The sequence below is a fragment of the Vibrio mexicanus genome (assembly GCF_001012815.1).
Classification (GTDB): Bacteria; Pseudomonadota; Gammaproteobacteria; order Enterobacterales; family Vibrionaceae; genus Vibrio; species Vibrio mexicanus.
The window spans coordinates 40,819-62,092 of sequence record NZ_JYJP01000111.1 but is presented as its reverse complement, the minus strand read 5'-3'; the positions used below and the strand labels follow the sequence as shown (position 1 = coordinate 62,092).

Genomic DNA, 21,274 nt, shown 5'->3' with positions numbered 1-21,274 from the left:
ACATTTTCTGGCTCATCGCTATCGGTTTCAACTGTTTCTGAAGCACTTTCTGATTGATTTTCAGAAGCGGTTTCATCAACCAATTCGTCTATTGCGAGTTCATCGAAACTCTCTGCGGCCTCGACATCTAAATCAAGTTCTTGGGCGTCGATTTCAGGAGATAAACTCTCTTCTAACTCGTTGTTTTCAAGTTCTTCAGAAACTGTACTTTCGGCAGCTGTATCTTCAGCAAACTCTGCCAAAATATCATCAGCGTCTGTCAAAGGTGTTGTTTCGGCTTCAGATTGCTGCTCAATCTCATCAAGTTCCGACAAGAATTCGGAGCCATCACTATCGAAATTACTCGAAAGGTCGATGTCATCAGAATCAGAAGACGCTTCATCAAGCAGCTCATCCAGTAAGTCGGTGCTATCTTCTTCGAGCGCGACTTTATTCTCTTCAGTACTGCCGTCTAATAGTTCATCGAGGGTATCTGTATCATTGGCACCGAGTAATTCAGAGTCATCAGCCTCTAACATTTCATCAAGAAGGTCTGTGCTTTCCTCATCTAAGCTGCCATCGTCAAGATCAAAGTCTTCGGTTAACAGCTCGTCGAAAGCCCCAGTATCAAGTTGGTCGTCTTCAGCTAATTGATGTGTATCCGATTCTTCAAGCAGTTCATCGAGTAAGTCGGTGCTGTCTTCGTCAAGAGAGACCTCACCCGAGTCCAATGCTTCATCGAGTAATGCCGTATCATCGATGGCGTTCTGTTCAAGTTGTTCGAGATCAGCTTGAGCCTCGACTTGCGCAAACAGGTCGTCAATTTCGTCGTCAGATGCAAAGTTAGAATCCCCCAGATCGATATCTGAGCTGTTCTCGTCTAACAGGCTGTCGATATCAAAGTCATCATCTGAAGCACTATCGTCATCCGAGGCCTCAGTCAGCAATTCATCGAGCAGTGACTGGTCTAGCGCATCATCGCCTAGATCTTCTGTTTCTTCATCACCAGCAAGCAGTGACTCAATGTCCTCCGCGGACATAGCGTTATCATCAGAGAGGTCGAATTCAGCTTCCGGAGCTTCGTCGGTATTTGCAACTTCATCTAACGCTCGCTCCATCTCTTCCAGACCAAGCGCCTTGTCTTCGGCATTAGCTGTGACACCACTTGAAGAACTATCTAAATCGGCGAGATCGGCATCTAGATCGCCGTCATCACCAATTCCAGCAAATGGGTCGTCGTTGTCTTCGCCCTCTAGGCTGAAATCCAGTTCGGAATCATCAAGATCGGCAAAGACATCATCTTCTTCATCTTCCAGCGTTGTTTCATCGCCAAACAGCTGCTCTTCATCCGAATCTGAGTCACCAAACAGGTCATCATCAAGTAGAAGCTCATCATCGATATCGTCATCCATTGGCGCGATCGGTGCCACAGGCTCTGGTGCGTCTTCCGTTTTAACTTCTTTCGGAGCTTGTTCGTCTGAACCAGATCTTCTGCCCAGCAATAGAACAATGATTAAACCAATCAATAAACCTGGAATGATCGCTAATGCTGCAACCAACCAGCCGTTTGAAAGAAGTTGATCGACCAAGGTTGGGGCCATCTGGCGTTCTTTGTTGAGTCGCTCGCGTTCCTGAGCAAGAAGCTTCTCAACTTCAGTCTTGATTCGTTCCTCATCGCTCAACTCATCTTTGAGCACATCGACTTCAGATTGGACGTCGGCCAGCATCAATCTCAGTTTATGATTGCGCTCTTCTAGCGCCATCATTTCGCCTTCCGAAACTTCCAGTTGCTGTTCTAGCTGCTCAACTTCTCCTGCATTTTCATCTTTCATCCCTGCTTCGCCATTTCTGGTTCTGCAGGTTTCACCATGGCGTCACTGTCTGGAGCTGACATTTCTGGCTTTGATGACGTAGACGCTGATTGCTCAGATGATGGTTGGCTTGGCGCAGCCTCCGCTGCAGGAGTCGAAACAGGACGAGCAGTCGGCACATTAGTGCCATCAAGGCGAGCCTGATGCGCAGCATGATGTTCACGGCTTCTTGAGTCGATACGCTGGTAACTTGTGCCAAAGAAGGGATACGCAATGTACTTTGCGGAATGAGGGTGTGGATATTTTGATTTTCGAACGCTTGCGGATTTAAGCGGTAGATAGCAAGAAGTGTCTGTTGAACAGACACTTGATTATTTGGTCGCAGTTGAGAGGCAATTCTCCACAGCGTTTCATCACTGGAAGTCGGACCGTAAAATTGAGATGGCTCATTACTAGCAAAGCGATTGCGAGTAACAGGCTCAGAAAATTGTGGTGAAGTCTGGAGTTCACCATTCGGCCCAGTAAGGCGGATACTTTCTGCACTAACGAATGAAATCTGAGTCACAGCTACTAGAACAAGAGGCACCAGTAGATGTTTTAAAAATTGACGCATATAAGGCTCAGCTATGTGCTTAATTAAAAATATAGAGATCTGCCTAATATATCGGATAAAGCCCGTAAAACTATAGGGTACAAGCCTAAAAATGTGTTGCTTGCGCGATATTCGCAGTAATCTCACATTAAATTTAGGCAAAAAGGTCGATTTGTGTTCATCCCACGATTTGACTCTGTGAGCTAGGGTTAAAAAATAAAAAAAGCCTCACCATTTCTGGCGAGGCTTTTCTACAAAGCTATTGATTGAATTAAAAATAATCTCTAATCAATACTTCGGCAATTTGTACTGCATTCGTCGCGGCACCTTTGCGCACGTTATCAGCTACAACCCAAAGGTTTACACCACTATGGTGGCTAATATCATTGCGTACACGGCCAACTAAAACCGTGTCTTTTCCGCCAGCATCACGAACTTGTGTTGGGAAGTCATTACCATAGAACACTTCAACCCCTTCAGTTTGATCAAGAAGGTTGGTGACTTCTTCAGCACCAATCGGAGCACGAGTTTCAAGATGGATAGACTCTGCATGACCGTAGAACACAGGAACACGTACACAAGTTGGGTTCACTGTAATTGACGCATCATTAAAAATCTTTTGAGTTTCCCAAACCATCTTCATCTCTTCGCGAGTGTAGCCGTTCTCGGTAAACTCATCGATTTGTGGAATACAGTTAAAGGCAATTTGCTGCGCGAAGTTCTCAGGTTCCGCTGGCATACCGTTAAGTAGTTTAGCCGTTTGACCCGCTAACTCGTCAATACCCGCTTTACCAGCGCCAGAAACTGACTGATAAGTAGAAACGTTAATACGTTCAATACCCACAGCATCGTGAATCGGCTTTAAAGCCACCAACATCTGAATAGTTGAACAGTTCGGGTTTGCAATAATATTACGGTTACGAAACTCTGCAATCGCCTCAGGGTTAACTTCTGGAACAACCAGCGGGATGTCGTACTCATAACGGAATTTTGACGTGTTATCGATAACAACAACACCTTCATCTGCCGCGATTGGTGCCCAACGCTCAGACAGCTCACCACCTGCAGAGAAAAGCGCAATGTGAACTTGAGACCAGTCAAAATCTTCAACGTTTTGCACCTTTACCGTCTTGCCATTAAAACGGTAAGTCTTACCTTCACTGCGTTCACTTGCTAACAGGTGAAGTTCACCAACAGGGAATTTACGTTCTTGCAAAACTTCTACGATGGTTTCGCCGACTGCACCCGTTGCGCCTAAAACGGCAATATTAAATTGTTGGCTCATTTGTTACCTCAACCTGAAAACCTAGTTCAGCGAGTGGCTCAAGATTACTCTGTGAGTCGCCCACTAATGTTACTGCGCCGTACTCGCGTCTGTCCCAATATTGCTTACGCATCATATCGAAAGCACCTGGTTTATGGATCTCGCGACGGAATAAGGCGTCATCTTTGCGCACATCATAAATCAACTGGGTTAAATTGTGCAGCGTTGCATGATCCCACGCTCGGTCCAATACCATTGTTGGCACTGGCGCCGTCGGCAATAGATCACTTGCTTGCGCAGAAAGTCCGTTACCCAAGAACTCACAATAACTATTGTAAATCATCGTGGTTCCGCGCGCTTTACCCTCTAAACCGTAGCCTGCGACGTGCGGGGTGGCGAATGCTAACAGAGGCAGTAGCTCCATATCAACTTCAGGCTCAAACTCGAACACATCCAAAGCCGCAGTAAAACCATCTTGTTGTTGCAAACGGCGCTTTAAGGCTTGGTTATCAACGATCGGCCCACGAGCTGCATTAATTAGAATTTGATCGCTACGCAAGTTATTTAATACTTGCTCATTGATTAGGTGATGAGTTGGGTACTCACCATCTTTGGTAATTGGCGTATGTACTGTGATGACATCGGCTTCTTCAAGCAGTGTTTCAAGAGGGGTAAATGTACGAGTGTCACCTTGAGCTTGTTTCGGTGGATCATTAATCAGCACCTTAATTCCAATGCCTTTCAGACATTTTTCTAGGTATGACCCAACCTGACCGGCGCCAATAATGCCAACCGTTTTATCAAAAACAGAAAAACCTTGTTGTTGTGCCAATACCATTAAAACGCTAAACGCATACTCAGCTACACCCACCTTGTTACAGCCAGGTGCTGCAGTGAAAAAAATGCCTTTCTCTTTGAGCAGCGCTTGGTCAACGTGGTCCATCCCCGCCGTTGCGGTGCCAACAAATTTCAGTTTATTCGCCTTACTCAAAAGTTCGCTGTTCACCTTGGTTACAGAGCGAATCATCATGGCATCAACGTCAATTAAGTCGTCAGCGGTTAACGTTCTTCCGGATTTCAATTCCACTTCGCCAAGCTGACTGAAAAGCTGTTCAGCATATGGCATGTTTTCATCAATGAGTATTTTCATAACTGGCTACTTTGGGCTATTTAAGTTCGTAGAACAGGGGCATTAAAAAGTGTGAAGAGATTGTGCAAAATTCGCCGATCGCTGTCGAGTAAAAACGCGATACTGCTGAAATAAAAATGCCCGGCTATAAAAGCCGGGCAAAGATCCAGAACAAAAGGATTTTGTCCCGCTCTCCATGGGACAAAGTCTGCGTCTGTTCGATCTGCTTATCTATTGTTGCAACACTCAAAGCATCGCAAAACAGAATGCATAAGCGGATCAGCTCTGGAAACTGTTAGGCCGTAGCCTGAATCAGTTCTTAGCTTTGGTCAGTTCTTAACTTTGATACTTTTTGATCACAAGTGTTGCGTTAGTACCACCAAAGCCAAAGCTGTTTGACATAACTGTTGTTAGCTCTTGTTCGCGAGTTTCTGTCACGATATCTAGGCCTTCAGCAGCTTCGTCTAGATTTGCTACGTTAATGCTTGGAGCAATAAAGCCGTTATCTAGCATTAGCGTTGAATAAATCGCTTCGTGTACACCTGCCGCACCTAGAGCGTGACCTGTCATCGCTTTCGTTGCAGAAATTGCAGGGCTGTTACCACCAAAGACTTCTTGAATTGCGCCAAGCTCTTTAACGTCACCAACTGGTGTTGATGTACCGTGAGTGTTCACGTAATCCACGCCGTCTACGTCTTGCATAGCCATCTTCATACAACGAACTGCGCCTTCGCCCGATGGTGCTACCATGTCGTAGCCATCTGACGTCGCACCGTAGCCTACTATCTCACCGTAGATTTTCGCGCCACGTGCTAAAGCGTGCTCTAGTTCTTCGATAACCAGCATGCCACCACCACCAGAGATAACAAAACCGTCACGGTCTGCATCGTAAGTACGTGATGCTTGGTCTGGAGTGTCGTTGTACTTAGTTGATAGTGCGCCCATAGCGTCGAACATCATAGTCAGAGACCAATCTAGCTCTTCACCACCACCTGCGAATACAACATCTTGCTTACCCAGTTGGATAAGTTCCATTGCGTGACCAATACAGTGCGCAGAAGTCGCACATGCAGAGCTCATTGAGTAGTTTACGCCGCGGATTTTAAACGGAGTTGCCAAACATGCAGAAACCGTAGATGCCATAGTACGTGGAACCATGTATGGACCAACGCGCTTAACACCTTTCTCACGTAGGATGTCCACTGCATTTACTTGGTTTAGTGAAGAAGCACCACCAGAACCAGCAACGATACCCGTGCGCTCGTTAGAAACTTGATCTTCTGTAAGACCTGAGTCTGCAATCGCTTGCTCCATTGAAAGGTAAGCGTACGCCGCTGCATCACCCATGAAGCGCATTTTTTTACGATCAATGTGCTCAGCTGGGTTCATTTTTAGGTTACCCCAAACTTGAGAACGCAGGCCATTTTCCTTGAACTGCTCTGAAGCTGTGATACCTGATTTACCCGCCTTAAGTGATGCAAGTACTTCTTCGACGTTGTTACCGATACTTGAAACAATACCCATACCGGTGATTACGACTCGTTTCATGTGACAATCCTAATAATTCAAAATTTCGCTAGATAATAACTAAGAAGACTAACAGAAGTGGTCAGCTTTCCCAGAAATTCGTACAATCTCCCGTTATAAACGGTACATTCTCACAGAATTCTTAATTTATGACTTCGATTACTAATGCAAAGCTTGACTGGAACGAAGCAGGCACACCTGTCTCTGACCATTTTGATGATGTTTACTTCTCTAACGTCAACGGGTTAGAAGAGACTCGTTATGTGTTCTTGTTGCAAAATCATCTCCCACAAAGATGGCAGGACTATGACAAACGTCGCTTCACTATTGGGGAAACAGGCTTTGGCACTGGCCTTAACTTCCTAGCGGTTTGGCAATGGTTCGAGAAGTTTAGAAAAGAAAACCCTGAATCGACTCTAAAAGAACTGCATTTTATTAGTTTCGAAAAGTTTCCGCTCAGTTTAGATGACCTAAAACAAGCTCATACTGCTTGGCCAGAGTTGCTCAGTACGCCGAAAAACTGCAAAAGCACTACCCGATTGCTGTGCCAGAGTGTCATCGCATCGTCCTAGAAGATGGCGCAATTACGCTCGATTTGTGGTTTGGAGACATCAAAGATTGCATGCCAAATGTGCCTACCCTAGAAGGCGGGCTTATTGACGCTTGGTTCCTCGACGGCTTTGCCCCAAGTAAAAACCCAGAAATGTGGAATCAAGAGCTGTTCAACAACATGGCGAAGCTATCAAAGCCTGACGGAACCTGTGCCACCTTCACGGCTGCAGGATTCGTTCGCCGTGGGTTGATAGAAGCAGGCTTCGACATGAAGAAAGTCAAAGGCTTCGGCACCAAGCGAGAAATGATTGCTGGCACGCGCAGCAACAAAACCTCATTTAGTAACATTCAGCCCTACTTCGCCAGACAAGCAACCTCTTCACAGGCAGAAGATATTGCGATTATCGGCGGCGGTATTGCCAGCGCCACACTGGCCAAAACGTTAGCGAGGCGCGGGGTAAAAGTCACACTATATTGCGCTGATGAAAAAGCGGCGCAAGGCGCATCGGGTAACCGTCAAGGCGCAGTCTACCCTCTGCTTAATGGCGATCATTCTGGTGTGTCAAAAGTCTTTGCGCCGGGGATGCTTTTCGCGAGACAGTTTGTTGAGCAATGTGCAGATGAGATTAGCTTTGACCATGACTGGTGCGGCGTGACACAACTGATGTGGAATGAAGACGCCGAGAAGAAATTAACACGCATGCTCAAGGGTAACTTTCCCGCTGAGTTGATTAGCCATCACAACGAGCAAGAAACAGATGGCATTGTTGGCTTACCTTGTAGCTCTGCCTCCGTGTCCTACCCGTTGGGTGGATGGCTTTGTCCTGCCCAACTGACCCAGGGCATCATTGATAAGTTGGTTGAACAAGGCAAACTTGAGGTTGTTTACTCAACACCAATTGACAATATTCGATTCGATGAAAACACCCAATTATGGCAACTCGAAACCTCTCAGCAGACATTCAATCATCAAGCCGTCGTCGTGGCTAACGGGCATCAATTTGATCAGTTTAACCAAACCCAGCACCTACCACTTGGAAAAGTAAAAGGGCAGGTCAGCCATGTTCCAACTACTGAAGCACTAACCAAGTTAAAAACGGTGCTTTGTTATGACGGCTACATGACGCCGCAAAATGCCAATACACAAACCCATTGCATTGGTGCCAGTTATGATCGCAGTAACATCGACCAAGTCTTTGACCCACTAGCGCAACAGGACAATGGCGAAAAACTCAAAAAATGTTTACCAGAACAGCCTTGGGTTCATGATGTTGATACCAGTGACAACCAGTCAAGGCAGGGTGTGCGCTGCGTTAGCCGAGATCATCTCCCATTCGTCGGCAATGTCGGCGACTTCGAAGCCATCAAAGCGCAATACGCTGACCTAAAAAATCAGCCGGAGAGTGAGATTGAAACCATCACTCAGTACCCTAATCTATTCTGTTTCTTGGGGTTAGGCTCTCGAGGCTTAAGTTCTGCACCATTAATGGCCGAGCTGCTTGCCTCTCAGATCTGTGGCGATCCGCTTCCTCTTCCCGTTGATGTGTTAGACAGCTTACACCCGAGTAAAATGTGGGTCAGAAAGCTTCGCAAGGGCAAAGCGCTCACTGAGCTGTAAGTTACCGATAGGTAGTAACTAACATAAAATCTGCTGCACAACCAAACGAAAAAGGCCTCGATAATTCGAGGCCTTTGAGAATTCACTTTTACAATCTTTATTAAGACAGTTTCGCAACCGCTGCTTTGATTTTCGCAGCGATCTCTTCGTTGGTCACTGCGCCACTTTCTAGGTCGAAGTTGTCGTAGAAACTTGGAACAGAAACCGAATCGATTACATTACCACCGAAGTACGGGGCCGAGCCAACTGCAGCGCCTAAGACGTTCTGAGCACCGCCCGGACCTGGTGAAGTGGCAAGGTAGACTGCTGGTTTTTCACCATACACTTTGCGCTCAATACGAGTCGCCCAGTCAAACAAGTTCTTGTATGCAGCTGGATAGTGGCCATTATGCTCTGCAAATGAGATAACCAACGCGTCTGCTTGTGCCAAATCATTTAGGAATGCTTGCGCACCTTCAGCTTGGCCAATTTCTTTTTCCGTATCTTCACTGAAGATAGGCACGTTGTAGTTACTGATATCGAGAACAGTGACTTCAGCGTTTTCGACTAAGTTTGCAGCGTAAGTCGCCAATGCTTTGTTGATAGATGTAGAGCTTGTGCTGGCACCAAATGCGATGATTTTCATAATGTTATATTCCGTCTTTCCCTTTGATGTTTATAGATTACATCAGCACACTTCTTAAGCAACCATTCAGAATTGTTATAGTTGTTCAGATTTTTAGAACTTAGCCTCAATCAATCTATAAACAGTGCCAATCAAAAAGCACTGCCAAGTTAAACACACTGCGCTACAGCGATGATTCGTTAGGCAGAAGCCACGCGGTTCTTAAGCTCTAACCACAAATCACCAACAATAACTTGGTCTGCAGGGGTTAGCTCACTGCGAGCGTTTTCAAGGCTCTTGTTGATACGAGATTCAAATTCAGCGAGATCCTCAATGCCTTCTTCCTCACAGGCTGCAGCCGACAAAGATATGTGGCCACGTAAATAACCACCAGCAAACAACTCATCATCAGAGGCGGATTCAATCCCTTCATCGATGGCATTCAATAATTGTTCTTCAAACTCAATAATCATTGGAATTTCTTTCCTTAATCAACTTACGACAAACTGCTCAGGGGCTAACTCTGCCGTGTTATAAAATTTGCGAAGCGCTTCAGACAACATAGCCACTCTTGGTGGTAAACCGCCTTCCAAAATGCGCATGACTTCTTTATGAACTTTTCCCATGAAGGCGATGCGGTCCGGCTCAAACTCACCATGGAGGTTATCGCAGCTCACATTAAAGGGAAAACCCGCGCTCTTGGCCAAGATCCATTCATAGGCTTGTGGACGAATTTCGACTTTCTCAAATTCCGCTTGAACTTGCTCACTGCGGCCATCTGGCTCATACCAATAACCAAAATCTTCTTGCAGCCTTCTTTGAGGGCCGGCCACACACCAATGGGCTATCTCGTGAAGGGCTGACGCATAAAAACCGCGAGCAAAGATAATTCGATGATGCGCATGTTCCTCGTCAGCAGGCAGGTAAATGGGTTCATCCCCTCCTAGCTCCAAACGAGTATTAAAGGTGTCATAAAATGTGGCATCAAAGATGTTTATCAGATCTTGGTACTGGTGCGTCATGTCAATCGTGTTAGAAGCTCTACTAGGCGGGAATTCTCGCATTAATTGCCCCGTTTGGTAAAGCGAATCTCAACAGCCACGTATCACTGCATATTCATTAGTTTTAATAATCCAACAAACGTTTTCGTGTGTACAAAAACTCATTCGTCAAAGTGGCATTTGAACACTACACTCTCGCCTTCTTCAACATATACCCACCTATTTAATAGAAGTGAACCCTATGTTACTGAGTGTTTTATATATCATTGGTATTACGGCAGAAGCGATGACCGGTGCGCTCAGCGCAGGACGCCGCAACATGGATTGGTTTGGCGTTATGCTAGTGGCCAGTGCCACAGCAATTGGTGGTGGAACCGTTCGCGATATTTTACTTGGGCACTACCCACTAGGTTGGGTCGAAAACCCCATTTTCTGGTGATTACTTGCCTCGCGGGAATTGTGACGACAGGGCTGGCTAAATGGGTACTCAAGCTTAAAGGGCTATTTATTCGTCTAGACGCATTAGGGCTGGTTGTATTTAGCATCATAGGCACAAAAGTGGCGATGGGAATGGGCCATCATGCGATTATCTGCATGGTCGCAGCGCTCGTTACTGGGGTCTTTGGCGGGTTACTGCGCGATCTAATCTGTCGTCAAACGCCGTTAGTGTTGCATCAAGAACTGTATGCGTCGGTCGCCCTTGTCGCTTCTGTCTTGTACTTGACGATGCTGCATTTCGGTATCGGCGATCTGACAGCAACAATCGTAACCATAGTGGCTGGTTACACGCTGCGTATGGCGGCAGTTCGCTTCCAATGGCGACTACCTTCGTTTCAATTGGACGCAGAAGAAGCTTTGCATTAATTTTTCGGTACTATTAAATCAATAAAAGCAGGTGATACTCATCACCTGCTTTTTAAAAAATCTCGATTTAGTTAAACCCAGCGTCAACATCTATCGCTGCTCCACGCACACCTTCTGTTTTCTCTGACAGCAACATTAAGATAGATGGCAACATATCTTCTGGTGTTAGCATGCGACCTAAAGGCAAGGCTGCCATACTTTGCTCTAGTTGCGCGTAACTTTCAGAATCCATTCCTGCTTTGGCTTGGATTTCCGTCGCGGTGACGCCCGGGCGAATACTATTTAAACGAATGCCTCTGTCTGCCAAATCTTGATTCAACACTCCCATTAGGCCTTCTAAAGCTGCCTTACTTGCCGTGTACAGCGAACTCTGCGGGAAGGCTTTTCTCACCGCAAGGCTTGAAATCAATACAATACTCGCCGGATTCTCCAACACAGGAAGCAATGAACGAATCGTAAACAAAGGCGCTCGGAAGTTAGTGTCTATCGTTTTATCAAAATCTTCATGAGAAGTTTCACTCAAAGCATTGGGAAAGAAAACACCCGCATTAAGAACCACGCCACTTAGAGTTATACCTTGCTTGTGTAATTCGCTGCCTAAAGCATCGACTTGGTCTCGGTTTTCGTTGTCGCATAAAAGAGTAACGACGTCGCTTCCTAGCTCATGTCGAACCGATGCCAACTTATCTTGACTACGTCCCGTTACCACAACTCTGTTTCCTTGTTCGACCAAAGCTCTTGCTGTTGCCAAACCAATACCGGCCGTTGCCCCTGTCACTAAGATTTTGTTCTGACTCATATTCTCACTCCTTTGACTTGATTGAAGTGATAGATTAAACCAAGCTATTAGCCATGATTAGACATCAAAACCGAACATGTTTGTTTCTATATGAGAACCAATACTCTCGACATTCATAAACTGCTGCCTCACTTAGCACTTTTCCGCCAAGTTATCTCGCTGGCAGTTTCAACGCAGCAGCCAATCAACTGGGTTTACCCCGCTCCTCTGTGAGTAAAAAAATCAGTCAACTGGAACAATTGGTTGATCAAAGGCTAATTCAGCGCACGACTCGTAAGCTTTCGCTTACCGAAAGTGGCGAGAACTTGTTTGAAATCTCGGGCAACCTATTACCATTATTGGAAAGCGTAGAAGATTACATTAGTGACAATCAATCAACCCCTAAGGGACGCGTAAAAGTCAGTTGCTCTACCCTGTTTGGGCAAAATTACCTGTTGCCAGAGCTTGGTTACCTTCGAGAGGCCTTTCCCGACATTCAACTAGAGCTTAATTTCGATGACAGTAATGTCGATTTAATTGAAGAAGGCATCGATATTGCGATTCGAATTGGACACCTGCCTGATTCGCCAATGCTGGCGAGAAAAATCGGTGAGAAACGAATGTGCTTTGTCGCAAGCCCTGACTATCTTAGTCGTGCTTCTAGTCCATCGCACCCAAGGGAGCTAACAGCTCATCAATGCTTAATATTCAAAAGCAGAACCAGCCATTTCGATTGCTGGCAGTTCGCCGATGAAGATGGGAAGTTAGAGTCAATTCGAGTCGACAGCTCGATTTGCTGTAATGATGCCAGAGCCTTGGTCACTATGCTGAAGTCCGGTTTGGGTATCGCGATGATCGACCCCCACTTTATCAGCCAAGAGCTTTCTTCAGGGGAACTGGTCGAGATCTTGTCAGATTATACCTCTGGTCAATCCGTTCCTATCCAACTGCTGTGCCTTGGCCGCGCAACGCGCTCTAAGGCAAGTAAAGCGATTTGGGAGTCATTAGCGCAATCTCTGCCTAAATACTTTGACCAAAAAAAACGCAGCCAATAGGCTGCGTTTGATGTTCTGCTTTCAAAGCTTAGATTTGAGCGTCTCTGTTGTCACTCCGTGGTTCTGACCACGGTGACGAAGCAGATGATCCAGCACAACAATGGCTAACATCGCTTCTGCAATTGGTACTGCGCGAATGCCAACGCATGGGTCGTGGCGACCTTTAGTAATGAGCTCCGTTTTCTCACCAGATTTAGTGATCGTCTCACCCGGTACAGTAATACTCGACGTTGGTTTAAGCGCGATATTCGCAACAATATCTTGACCAGTAGAGATACCGCCTAAAATACCACCCGCATGGTTACTTGCGAAACCATCTGGAGTCAGTGGGTCACGGTGCTCACTGCCTTTTTGGCTGACGACATCAAAGCCATCACCAATCTCAACGCCTTTTACTGCATTGATGCTCATCAGCGCGTGGGCAATGTCAGCATCTAGACGGTCAAACACTGGTTCACCTAGGCCGACAGGCACTTGGGTTGCCACAACTTGGATCTTGGCACCGATTGAGTCACCTTGCTTCTTCAAATCACGAATCAGTTGGTCGAACGCTTCCACTTTATCAACGTCTGGGCAGAAGAAAGCGTTGTTTTCAATTTCGTCCCAATCGACTTTATCAATCGACACATCACCCATTTGAGACAAGTAAGCACGAATCTCTACACCAAACTCTTGCTTAAGGTATTTCTTAGCAATCGAGCCCGCTGCCACACGCATTGCAGTTTCACGCGCTGAAGAACGGCCACCGCCACGGTAATCACGTACACCGTATTTTTGGTGATAGGTATAGTCTGCGTGGCCCGGACGGAATTTATCTTTGATTTCAGAATAATCTTTTGAGCGCTGGTCTGTGTTTTCTATCAGAAGACCGATTGAAGTACCCGTTGTTTTGCCTTCGAAGACACCCGACAAAATTTTTACTTCATCGGGTTCGCGGCGCGCAGTGGTATAGCGAGAGGTTCCCGGACGACGGCGGTCCAAATCGATTTGAATATCCGATTCAGTGATCTCTAGCCCTGGAGGGCACCCATCCACAATACATCCTAGTGCGATACCATGGCTTTCTCCGAATGTGGTTACTCGGAAATGTTGTCCAATACTGTTTCCTGCCATTACTTCCTCAAACTTACTGCGCCTATGTATCGAATCACACGCTCATCGTGTGTATACATAGTTTTACACTTCAATTACTAATAAATTCATAGTCGCTTTATTGCGCTTTGATGTAAACCCCTAAACACGATTTTGCACGCATAAAAAAACACCAAGCGCAGCAAACGGCTACAAGCTTGGTGTTTCTATATACTTAATGGATGTAAAAGCGATTAGTCTTTGTACAACGCAAACTCTTCAGCATGCGCTAGCATTTGTTCACGCGTTAACATGAACACACCGTGGCCACCGTTTTGGAACTCAATCCAGGTAAACGGAATATGCGGATATTGCTCCATCATGTGAACCATAGAGTTACCCACTTCACAGATAAGAATGCCGCTATCCGTTAGGTAGTCTGGCGCATTGGCTAAAATACGGCGAACCAGTTTAAGGCCATCAGTACCGGCAGCCAAACCTAGCTCAGGCTCATGAGTAAACTCATCCGGTAAGCTATTCATGTCTTCTTCGTCCACATACGGTGGATTAGACACAATCAAGCTGTACTTATCTTTTGGTAAATCGCGGAACAAATCAGAGCGAATTGGGAATACTTGCTGCTCCATACCGTGGTCTTGAACATTACGCTCGGCAACTTGAAGCGCATCCGTAGAGATATCAATCGCATCCACTTCTGCATCTGGGAATGCGTGAGCACAAGCAATCGCGATACAACCACTGCCGGTACAAAGATCCATAATGCGAGTAGGTTCTTCGGTTAACCAAGGCTGGAACTCAGCTTCAATCAACTCACCGATTGGTGAACGAGGCACGAGTACGCGTTCATCAACGAAGAATTCAAGGCCACAGAACCAAGCACTGTTGGTTAGGTAAGCCGTTGGAGTGCGCTCGTTGATACGCTTAACTACGCGCTCAACAATACGCAGACGCTCGCTACTGGTTAGGCGAGAGTTCAAAACATGTGAAGGCACGTCGATTGGTAAGTAGAGTGTTGGCAAGATTAGCTGAACCGCTTCATCCCACGCATTGTCAGTACCGTGACCGTAAAATAGGTTTGCTGCGTTAAAGCGGCTCACAGTCCAACGAATCATATCTTGAAGGGTATGAAGTTCTGATACCGCTTCTTCTACAAAAATCTTATCCAAAATTGCCTCCGAAAAGCGCTACAATACTGCTAATTCAATTTTAAATGATTATTTAGATCCCGATGAGCAAAAAAGACACCGACATCGATGACGATTTCGCCTTATTCAAGGATGCAGTAAAGGGCGTAAAAAAGTTGCAACAGGATACCATAGTCCAGCAACCAAAAAGAAATACTAAGCAAAAAGAAATCAAGCGTAGCGCGCGTGAGGCCAGCGATACGGAATTCTATTTCTCAGATGAGTTTGTGCCCTTACTCAGCGAAGACGGCCCAACGCGTTATGCACGTGATGATGTTTCAACATATGAAGTGAAGAGGCTGCGTCGCGGCGTCTATGTCCCTGACGTGTTCCTGGATATGCACGGTATGACGCAGAACGAAGCCAAACGAGAGCTGGGCGCGATGATCGCTTATTGCATTAAGAATGATGTGCATTGTGCGTGCGTCCAACACGGTATTGGTAAGCATATTCTTAAGCAGAAAACGCCATTGTGGCTAGCACAACATCCAGACGTGATGGCTTTCCACCAAGCGCCACTGGAATTTGGTGGCGACGGAGCACTGTTAGTGCTGCTTTCCATACCTGAGAAGTAATAGCCAGAGAAGTAATTACCTGCGAGATAAATTCTGAGAAATAACGCATAACTGCAGCGTCATAAATCACAAAAGCGACCCCATGGTCGCTTTTTCTGTCTTGAACTGCGCGGTTTAACCTAGTGGCGCAGCTCTGGTGGAATCGGCATGTTCTCCGGACGAAGCTTGGGCCGCTCCCCACCGCGCTTGCGGTATTGCTTGAGCTGGAAGACATAAGCCAGCACCTGAGCCACTGCAGTAAACAGACCATCAGGGATCTCTTGCTCAAGCTCCGAAGTATGATACAAAGCACGGGCTAACGGTGGTGCCGGAATCACGTAGATATCATGCTCTCTCGCCACTTCTCGAATTTTCAGCGCCATATGATCCACACCTTTCGCCACTACCACAGGCGCTTTATCGGTATCTTGCTTATAGCGTAGCGCCACGGAGAAATGCTCCGGGTTGGTAATAATCACGTCGCTTGCGGTACTTCGGCCATCATTCGGCGCTGAGCAGCTTCACGTTGAAGCATACGGATGCGCCCTTTCACTTCAGGCTTACCTTCGGTGTCTTTAAATTCGTCTTTGACTTCCTGCTTAGTCATCTTCAGTTGGTTAGCGTGCTGCCAAATTTGAAAAGGGATATCAATAGCCACCACGATTAGCAAGGTACAGCTTATTAGTAGAATAAAGTTAAGCAGGATTTCTAAAGCGTGGAAGATATTCTGTGGGTAGACATCATGACTAAGCTGAATCAGATCCACGCGCGCGGCTGAAATAAGGTAAAAAGCCATGCCTGATACCAAAGCCACTTTGAGTATCGACTTAATCAATTCAACCCAGCTTTGCATGCCCACCATGCGCTTAAGGCCACTCAGTGGATTCATCTTGGAAAGCTTAGGCCGAGCGGCTTCCGCTGAAAAACTGACGCCACCAACCCCCGCGGCTCCAATCAACGCGGCAATAAATAGCATAACCAACACAAGGATAAGTGGCCAAAGCAGATTAACTAACGACGAAAAAGCGATATCAAACAGCTTAGTGATGTCAAAAATCTCTTCACGGCTAAGCGAGAATATCCGAGACATTGAGGTATACAAAGACGAAGCTAAATACTGCCCAAACCACATCAAGCCAACCGCACCCGCAACTAAAACCGAAACCGACGCTAACTCTTTTGACCTTGCAACCTGCCCCTTCTCACGAGCCTGTTGCAAGCGTCTGGGCGTGGCGTCTTCTGTACGTTCTTGACCGTCTGATTCAGCCATATTAGCAACCCTCTATATTCACTAAGCCACAAATCTGCTGCTCACCTTGCATCCAATATAGCTCATACTGACTATACAGGCCGCTGATGATATACCAACAGATCAACAAACCAACCAACAAAGCAAAGGCAAAACCTAACGAGAAAATATTAAGCTGAGGCGCAGCACGGGTCATCACACCAAAAGACAGGTTGATGGTAAGCAGTGCGATAATGCCAGACAAAGACATACTCAAAGATACGTTAAACATGATGCCGAGCCATTTGGCGATCTCTTCAAACTGAGCCACCGCAATGGAACCCGTTCCAATCGGCAGTGTTTCAAAACTCATCACCACCATCTGAATCATCTTTAAGTGACCATCGGTTGCCAAGAAAAACATGGTCGCTAAAAACATGAATAGCTGACCTAATAGCGGCGTATTCTGTCCGTTTGCGGGGTCAACCATGGATGCAAAACCCAAACTCGACTGCATACCTAAGATTTGACCAAGCATAACAAAGGTTTGAATGATGAACTGAGTAATCGTCCCCATCGCAACGCCAATGATGACCTGTTCAAGCAGGATGATAAAACCAGAAGGAGAAAATAGCTCAATCTCTTGAGGAACTTCAGGAATAACTGGCATCACCGCAAAAGTAATCGCCAAACCAAGGTAGAGTCTCACCCGAGTTGAAACAAAACGCGCACCCGTTACCGACATCACCATCAGCATCGCGCCAATGCGTGTATAGGGCCAAAAGTAGTTAGCTATCCAGTTGAGAACAACGTCTGTCGGGTACTCCATGCTTCGCCCCTCTAATAAAGCACTTCAGGTAAGCGCTCAATCAAAGAAAAGAAGAACTCCATGAGCATTTGTGTCCCCATGTGGCCGAAAACCATCAAGGCTACAAGCGTCACGATAAGTCTTGGTAAGAAACTCAGCGTCTGTTCGTTGATAGAAGTTGCCGCTTGGAAAATCGCAACAACCAAACCAATGATCAAGCTTGGGATGATAATGGCACACACCATTATCAGTACAACCCAAATGGCGTCTCTAAACAGTTCTACGGCTAGTTCAGGAGTCATACGTTATCTCCCGTCACAAGGCAAAGCTGCCGGCCAAGGTAGAGAGAATCAAGTTCCATCCATCGACCAGAACAAACAGCATGAGCTTAAACGGCAATGAAACGATCATTGGAGATAGCATCATCATACCCATTGCCATCAGGATAGAGGCCACAACCAAGTCAATAATTAAGAACGGCAAGAACAGCATGAACCCTATTTGGAATGCCGTTTTCAGCTCTGAGGTAATGAAGGCTGGAATCAACACCGCCATCGATACTTCTTCAGGCGAGGTAGCGGTTGAGCCAGAAAGATTAACGAACGTTTCCAAATCTTTCACGCGCGTTTGCTTCAGCATGAAAGCGCGCATCGGCTCTTGCGCAATATCAAAAGCATCTCGCGCGGTGATCTGCTCATTGATATAGGGCTGAATAGCTGTCTCGTTAACCTTGTCGATAACCGGTGACATGATGAAGAAGGTCAAAAAGATCGAAATACCAATAATGACCTGATTCGAAGGCGTTTGTTGTAAACCCATCGCCTGCCTTAAGATCGACATCACCACCACGATTCGCGTGAAAGAGGTCATCAAAATGACCATGGCAGGCAAGAAGCCTAGCATGGTCATCAAAGCCAGAATCTGTAGGTTTATTGAATAGTCTTCACTACCGTCTGGATTGGTCGTCATGGTGAAGGCTGGGATGCCACCACCCGCGCTGCTTCCCGAGGCGGTCATGCTGGATGCACCACGTTCACTTTGCATCTCGGTAACTGTCACGCTCTCAGAGCCGACAGTTGAAGCTGGAATGGTTGTGGCAAGCTCTTCTTGCGCTAAACCCAATGGAGCAAATGCCACCAAAATCAAAAGCACAAGCAGGCTTCTAAGCTGCTGACTAATAAAGTGCTGATTAATGAGATGCTTTAGTCTTGTCATTCTTTTTCAAAAGCTGGGAAAGCTGACCTGAAAATGGACTGGTTTCCAACTCCTCCTGAGTAAGTGGCTTCTCCAATTTAGACAGCATGTTGATAGAGTGCGCCGTCACACCGACTAAAAACTGCTCATCCCCCGCCTGAACGATCATAAGTCGCTCTTTGGTCCCCACCGGAAGCTGGCGAACCACCGACAACCCTTTCTGATTCATAAGAGTTGGCACACGCATGCGCTTGAGTAGCCATGCAATGAAGAAAATAAAGGCAATAACGAACAAAAGCGACCCGAAAGTGGTCGCTAAATCTATTTGATTTGTCGTTGTTGCTAAAGCGCTAGAGGGCATAAAGGCAAGCCCTAACCACTTAGGCTTCATACGTCACCTTTTGATCATTGAGCAAACCATTTCTTGGTAAGTACGCACTCACCATTATCTCAACTTCTTAATACGCTCAGTTTGGCTAATTACGTCGGTTAAACGAATACCAAACTTGTCATTCACGACAACCACTTCACCGTGGGCAATCAAAGTGCCGTTAACCAGTACATCGAGCGACTCACCCGCTACTCGCTCTAGTTCAACAACTGAACCTTGGTTAAGTTGAAGCAAGTTACGAATGCTGATTTGAGAACGGCCGACTTCCATCGAGATGGTCACCGGAATATCCAAAATGGTGTCGAGCTTACGGCGCTCATCTTCTGAAATTGGCGACGAAGTGTCTTCAAGCTCGTCAAGCGGAGCCGCTAGGACATCATCGACATCCACATCTGGTGCCGCTGGGTCTTCACCCAATGCTGCCGCCCATTCGTCGGCAAGTTTTTGGTCGTCACTTGGTTCCATTGTTCTTTCCTACTCTATTCTTCATCACCAGTGTCTTCTTCGAACTCAGACATGATGTCTTTACCCAAGAAGGCCAGATCGGTTTTCACCACGTCTGGGCGTTTGATTTTCTCTGATACCTGAACCGCCATATTTTCGCCAGAGCGTCCCATCTTCACTCGGAAGGTTGGCAGTTCTTCAACAAACATGGTGGCGTTTTCAGGCATCACAATTGGAATGATGTCTCCCGCTTGCAGCTCCATAAGGTCGCGCAGCGAGATATCTTGTTCTAAAAGGTTAACGCGGAAGTTAACGGGCACATCCATGATCTCTTCACGAAGCGCCGAACTCCAACGAACATCGGTTTCCATCTTGTCAGATTGAACACCCGCATCGAGCAATTCACGAATTGGCTCTACCATGGAGTATGGCATTACCACGTGGAAGTCACCGCCACCGCCGTCTACTTCGATATGGAATGAGCTGACAACGATCACCTCTGTTGGACTCACAATGTTCGCCATACTCGGGTTAACTTCCGAGTCAAGGTATTCAAACTCGACACCCATGACAGGTGACCAAGCTTCTTTGTAGTCTTCAAAAACAATTTTCAGAAGAAGCTGAACAATTCGGCGCTCTGTCGGGGTAAACTCACGACCTTCGATACGAGCGTGGAATCGGCCATCACCACCAAAAAAGTTCTCTACAAGAATGAAGACAAGACGCGCCTCCATGGTGACCAAAGCAGTACCTTTTAGCGGTCTAAAACGAACCATGTTCAAACTGGTCGGAACGTACAAGGTGTTTTGGTATTCACCAAACTTCATCATCTGTACGCCGTTAATGGACACTTCCGCCGTCTTACGCAGCATGTTAAACAAACTGATTCTTAAGTGGCGAGCAAAACGTTCATTGATAAGTTCAAGGGTCGGCATTCGACCACGAACAATACGGTCTTGGGAAGAGAAATCAAAATTGACGGCGCCTTCGACGGCCTGTTCAACTTCTTCCTCTTCGTCATCGACCCCATCTACCCCGTGAAGGAGCGCATCAATCTCGTCTTGGCTTAATAGATCGGTCACGTATCACCTATTGGATTACAAAATCAGTAAATAGCACACGCTCAATCACTGGCTGTCCTACCGCGCGAGTTAAACTCGCTTTGATGTCTTCCGTTGCTTTGTCGCGCAACTCAACACGTCCATTTGCCGAACGCAATTGGTCCACGGTTGCCGAAGCAAATGTACCAAGCAGCGAGCTTTCTATCAGTGGTGAGTGGTAACGAGCAAGGTTTTCGTTCTCGCTGCCTCTAACCATGAGTTGGACTTTAATCTGTACGAGGCGATCTTTCTTATCACCCGTCACATTAAACAGGAAAGGCTGTGCAATGTTGACGTAAGCCACAGGGTCGGTTGGCTCGACCATAACTTCTTGTTGGGCTTCTGCTGGTGCACTTTCATCGTCTGATCCCATTAGGAAGAAGGCAGCACCGCCACCCCCGACCAATAATACAACGACCGCGATAATGATTATTAGAAGCTTGCTTTTCCCTTTGGGCGCTTCTGTGTCGACTTCTTCAACCGCCATATCTAACTCTATCGTTTT

Annotated in this window: 18 protein-coding genes and 5 pseudogenes; 5 read left to right on the top strand and 18 right to left on the bottom strand. The window is 46.5% G+C overall.

The features are described 5' to 3' along the window. Positions 1–1,079 precede the first annotated feature (1,079 nt). The 4 genes and pseudogenes from UA76_RS25800 to fabB form a co-directional block, all read right to left on the bottom strand. A pseudogene (locus tag UA76_RS25800) lies at positions 1,080–2,403 on the bottom strand (FimV/HubP family polar landmark protein); the annotation flags it as partial. A gap of 250 nt (positions 2,404–2,653) precedes the next feature. Then, a complete protein-coding gene (locus UA76_RS17560) occupies positions 2,654–3,667 on the bottom strand; it encodes an aspartate-semialdehyde dehydrogenase (RefSeq protein ID WP_047048847.1) in 1,014 nt (337 codons plus the stop codon). Beyond that, a complete protein-coding gene (locus UA76_RS17555; protein WP_047048844.1) occupies positions 3,651–4,796 on the bottom strand; it encodes a 4-phosphoerythronate dehydrogenase in 1,146 nt (381 codons plus the stop codon). Before UA76_RS17555 ends, UA76_RS17560 begins: the two co-directional genes overlap by 17 nt. Before the next feature lie 315 nt (positions 4,797–5,111). After that, positions 5,112–6,323 (bottom strand): beta-ketoacyl-ACP synthase I, encoded by a 1,212-nt coding sequence (gene fabB, locus UA76_RS17550; RefSeq protein ID WP_047048841.1) that lies wholly within the window; start codon positions 6,321–6,323, stop codon positions 5,112–5,114. Positions 6,324–6,451: 128 nt separating this feature from the next. On the opposite strand from fabB, the pseudogene mnmC reads away from it, so the two are divergent. Continuing rightward, positions 6,452–8,472: pseudogene (gene mnmC / locus UA76_RS17545) on the top strand (bifunctional tRNA (5-methylaminomethyl-2-thiouridine)(34)-methyltransferase MnmC2/FAD-dependent 5-carboxymethylaminomethyl-2-thiouridine(34) oxidoreductase MnmC1). A gap of 100 nt (positions 8,473–8,572) precedes the next feature. Here mnmC and UA76_RS17540 read toward each other — a convergent pair. From UA76_RS17540 to UA76_RS17530, 3 genes are all read right to left on the bottom strand, one after another. After that, positions 8,573–9,097: an NADPH-dependent FMN reductase gene (locus UA76_RS17540; protein ID WP_047048839.1), complete on the bottom strand. Its 525-nt coding sequence runs from the start codon at positions 9,095–9,097 to the stop codon at positions 8,573–8,575. Between the two features lie 179 nt (positions 9,098–9,276). Continuing rightward, positions 9,277–9,549, bottom strand: coding sequence for a YfcL family protein (locus UA76_RS17535; RefSeq protein ID WP_047048836.1), 273 nt, complete (start codon positions 9,547–9,549; stop codon positions 9,277–9,279). Positions 9,550–9,567: 18 nt separating this feature from the next. Then, positions 9,568–10,098: an elongation factor P hydroxylase gene (locus UA76_RS17530; RefSeq protein WP_047048860.1), complete on the bottom strand. Its 531-nt coding sequence runs from the start codon at positions 10,096–10,098 to the stop codon at positions 9,568–9,570. Positions 10,099–10,318: 220 nt separating this feature from the next. Here UA76_RS17530 and UA76_RS17525 point away from each other — a divergent pair. Next, positions 10,319–10,941: pseudogene (locus tag UA76_RS17525) on the top strand (trimeric intracellular cation channel family protein). A 67-nt stretch (positions 10,942–11,008) separates the two neighbouring features. Here the strand turns inward: UA76_RS17525 and UA76_RS17520 are convergent. Beyond that, positions 11,009–11,740, bottom strand: coding sequence for an SDR family NAD(P)-dependent oxidoreductase (locus UA76_RS17520; protein WP_047048833.1), 732 nt, complete (start codon positions 11,738–11,740; stop codon positions 11,009–11,011). Between the two features lie 170 nt (positions 11,741–11,910). On the opposite strand from UA76_RS17520, the pseudogene UA76_RS25255 reads away from it, so the two are divergent. Together UA76_RS25255 and UA76_RS17515 are read left to right on the top strand one after the other, a co-directional pair. Next, positions 11,911–12,030 (top strand): annotated as a pseudogene (locus tag UA76_RS25255) (LysR family transcriptional regulator); the annotation flags it as partial. 15 nt (positions 12,031–12,045) lie between these two features. Continuing rightward, positions 12,046–12,774, top strand: a complete 729-nt coding sequence (locus tag UA76_RS17515) for a substrate binding domain-containing protein (RefSeq protein WP_272946031.1) — start codon at positions 12,046–12,048, stop codon at positions 12,772–12,774. A gap of 21 nt (positions 12,775–12,795) precedes the next feature. On the opposite strand, the gene aroC is transcribed toward UA76_RS17515, so the two are convergent. Both aroC and prmB read right to left on the bottom strand, forming a co-directional pair. Then, positions 12,796–13,887: a chorismate synthase gene (gene aroC / locus UA76_RS17510; RefSeq protein WP_047048831.1), complete on the bottom strand. Its 1,092-nt coding sequence runs from the start codon at positions 13,885–13,887 to the stop codon at positions 12,796–12,798. Positions 13,888–14,099: 212 nt separating this feature from the next. Then, positions 14,100–15,032 carry a 50S ribosomal protein L3 N(5)-glutamine methyltransferase gene (gene prmB, locus UA76_RS17505; RefSeq protein WP_047048827.1) on the bottom strand — a complete coding sequence of 311 codons (933 nt, stop codon included), beginning with the start codon at positions 15,030–15,032 and terminating at the stop codon, positions 14,100–14,102. A 62-nt stretch (positions 15,033–15,094) separates the two neighbouring features. Between prmB and smrB the strand changes: the two genes are divergently transcribed. Continuing rightward, a complete protein-coding gene (smrB, locus tag UA76_RS17500) occupies positions 15,095–15,625 on the top strand; it encodes an endonuclease SmrB (RefSeq protein WP_047048823.1) in 531 nt (176 codons plus the stop codon). Between the two features lie 119 nt (positions 15,626–15,744). Here the strand turns inward: smrB and flhB are convergent. The 8 genes and pseudogenes from flhB to fliL all read right to left on the bottom strand — a co-directional run bounded on the left by flhB (position 15,745) and on the right by fliL (position 21,256). After that, positions 15,745–16,874: pseudogene (gene flhB / locus UA76_RS17495) on the bottom strand (flagellar biosynthesis protein FlhB). A 1-nt stretch (position 16,875) separates the two neighbouring features. Continuing rightward, positions 16,876–17,661 (bottom strand): flagellar biosynthetic protein FliR, encoded by a 786-nt coding sequence (gene fliR / locus UA76_RS17490; RefSeq protein WP_047048820.1) that lies wholly within the window; start codon positions 17,659–17,661, stop codon positions 16,876–16,878. Between the two features lie 11 nt (positions 17,662–17,672). Continuing rightward, entirely contained in the window at positions 17,673–17,942 is a 270-nt protein-coding gene (gene fliQ, locus UA76_RS17485) for a flagellar biosynthesis protein FliQ (protein ID WP_047048818.1), read from the bottom strand. 13 nt (positions 17,943–17,955) lie between these two features. Continuing rightward, entirely contained in the window at positions 17,956–18,855 is a 900-nt protein-coding gene (gene fliP / locus UA76_RS17480; protein WP_047048815.1) for a flagellar type III secretion system pore protein FliP, read from the bottom strand. After that, positions 18,830–19,225, bottom strand: a complete 396-nt coding sequence (fliO, locus tag UA76_RS17475; RefSeq protein WP_047048813.1) for a flagellar biosynthetic protein FliO — start codon at positions 19,223–19,225, stop codon at positions 18,830–18,832. Before fliO ends, fliP begins: the two co-directional genes overlap by 26 nt. Positions 19,226–19,279: 54 nt before the next feature. Next, on the bottom strand, positions 19,280–19,690 hold the full coding sequence (gene fliN, locus UA76_RS17470; protein WP_047048809.1) for a flagellar motor switch protein FliN: 411 nt from the start codon (positions 19,688–19,690) through the stop codon (positions 19,280–19,282). 14 nt (positions 19,691–19,704) lie between these two features. After that, the gene (gene fliM / locus UA76_RS17465; RefSeq protein ID WP_047048806.1) at positions 19,705–20,751 is read right to left on the bottom strand and encodes a flagellar motor switch protein FliM; all 1,047 of its coding nucleotides are present in this window, start codon (positions 20,749–20,751) and stop codon (positions 19,705–19,707) included. Between the two features lie 7 nt (positions 20,752–20,758). Next, positions 20,759–21,256, bottom strand: coding sequence for a flagellar basal body-associated protein FliL (fliL, locus tag UA76_RS17460; protein ID WP_047048804.1), 498 nt, complete (start codon positions 21,254–21,256; stop codon positions 20,759–20,761). Positions 21,257–21,274: the final 18 nt, after the last annotated feature.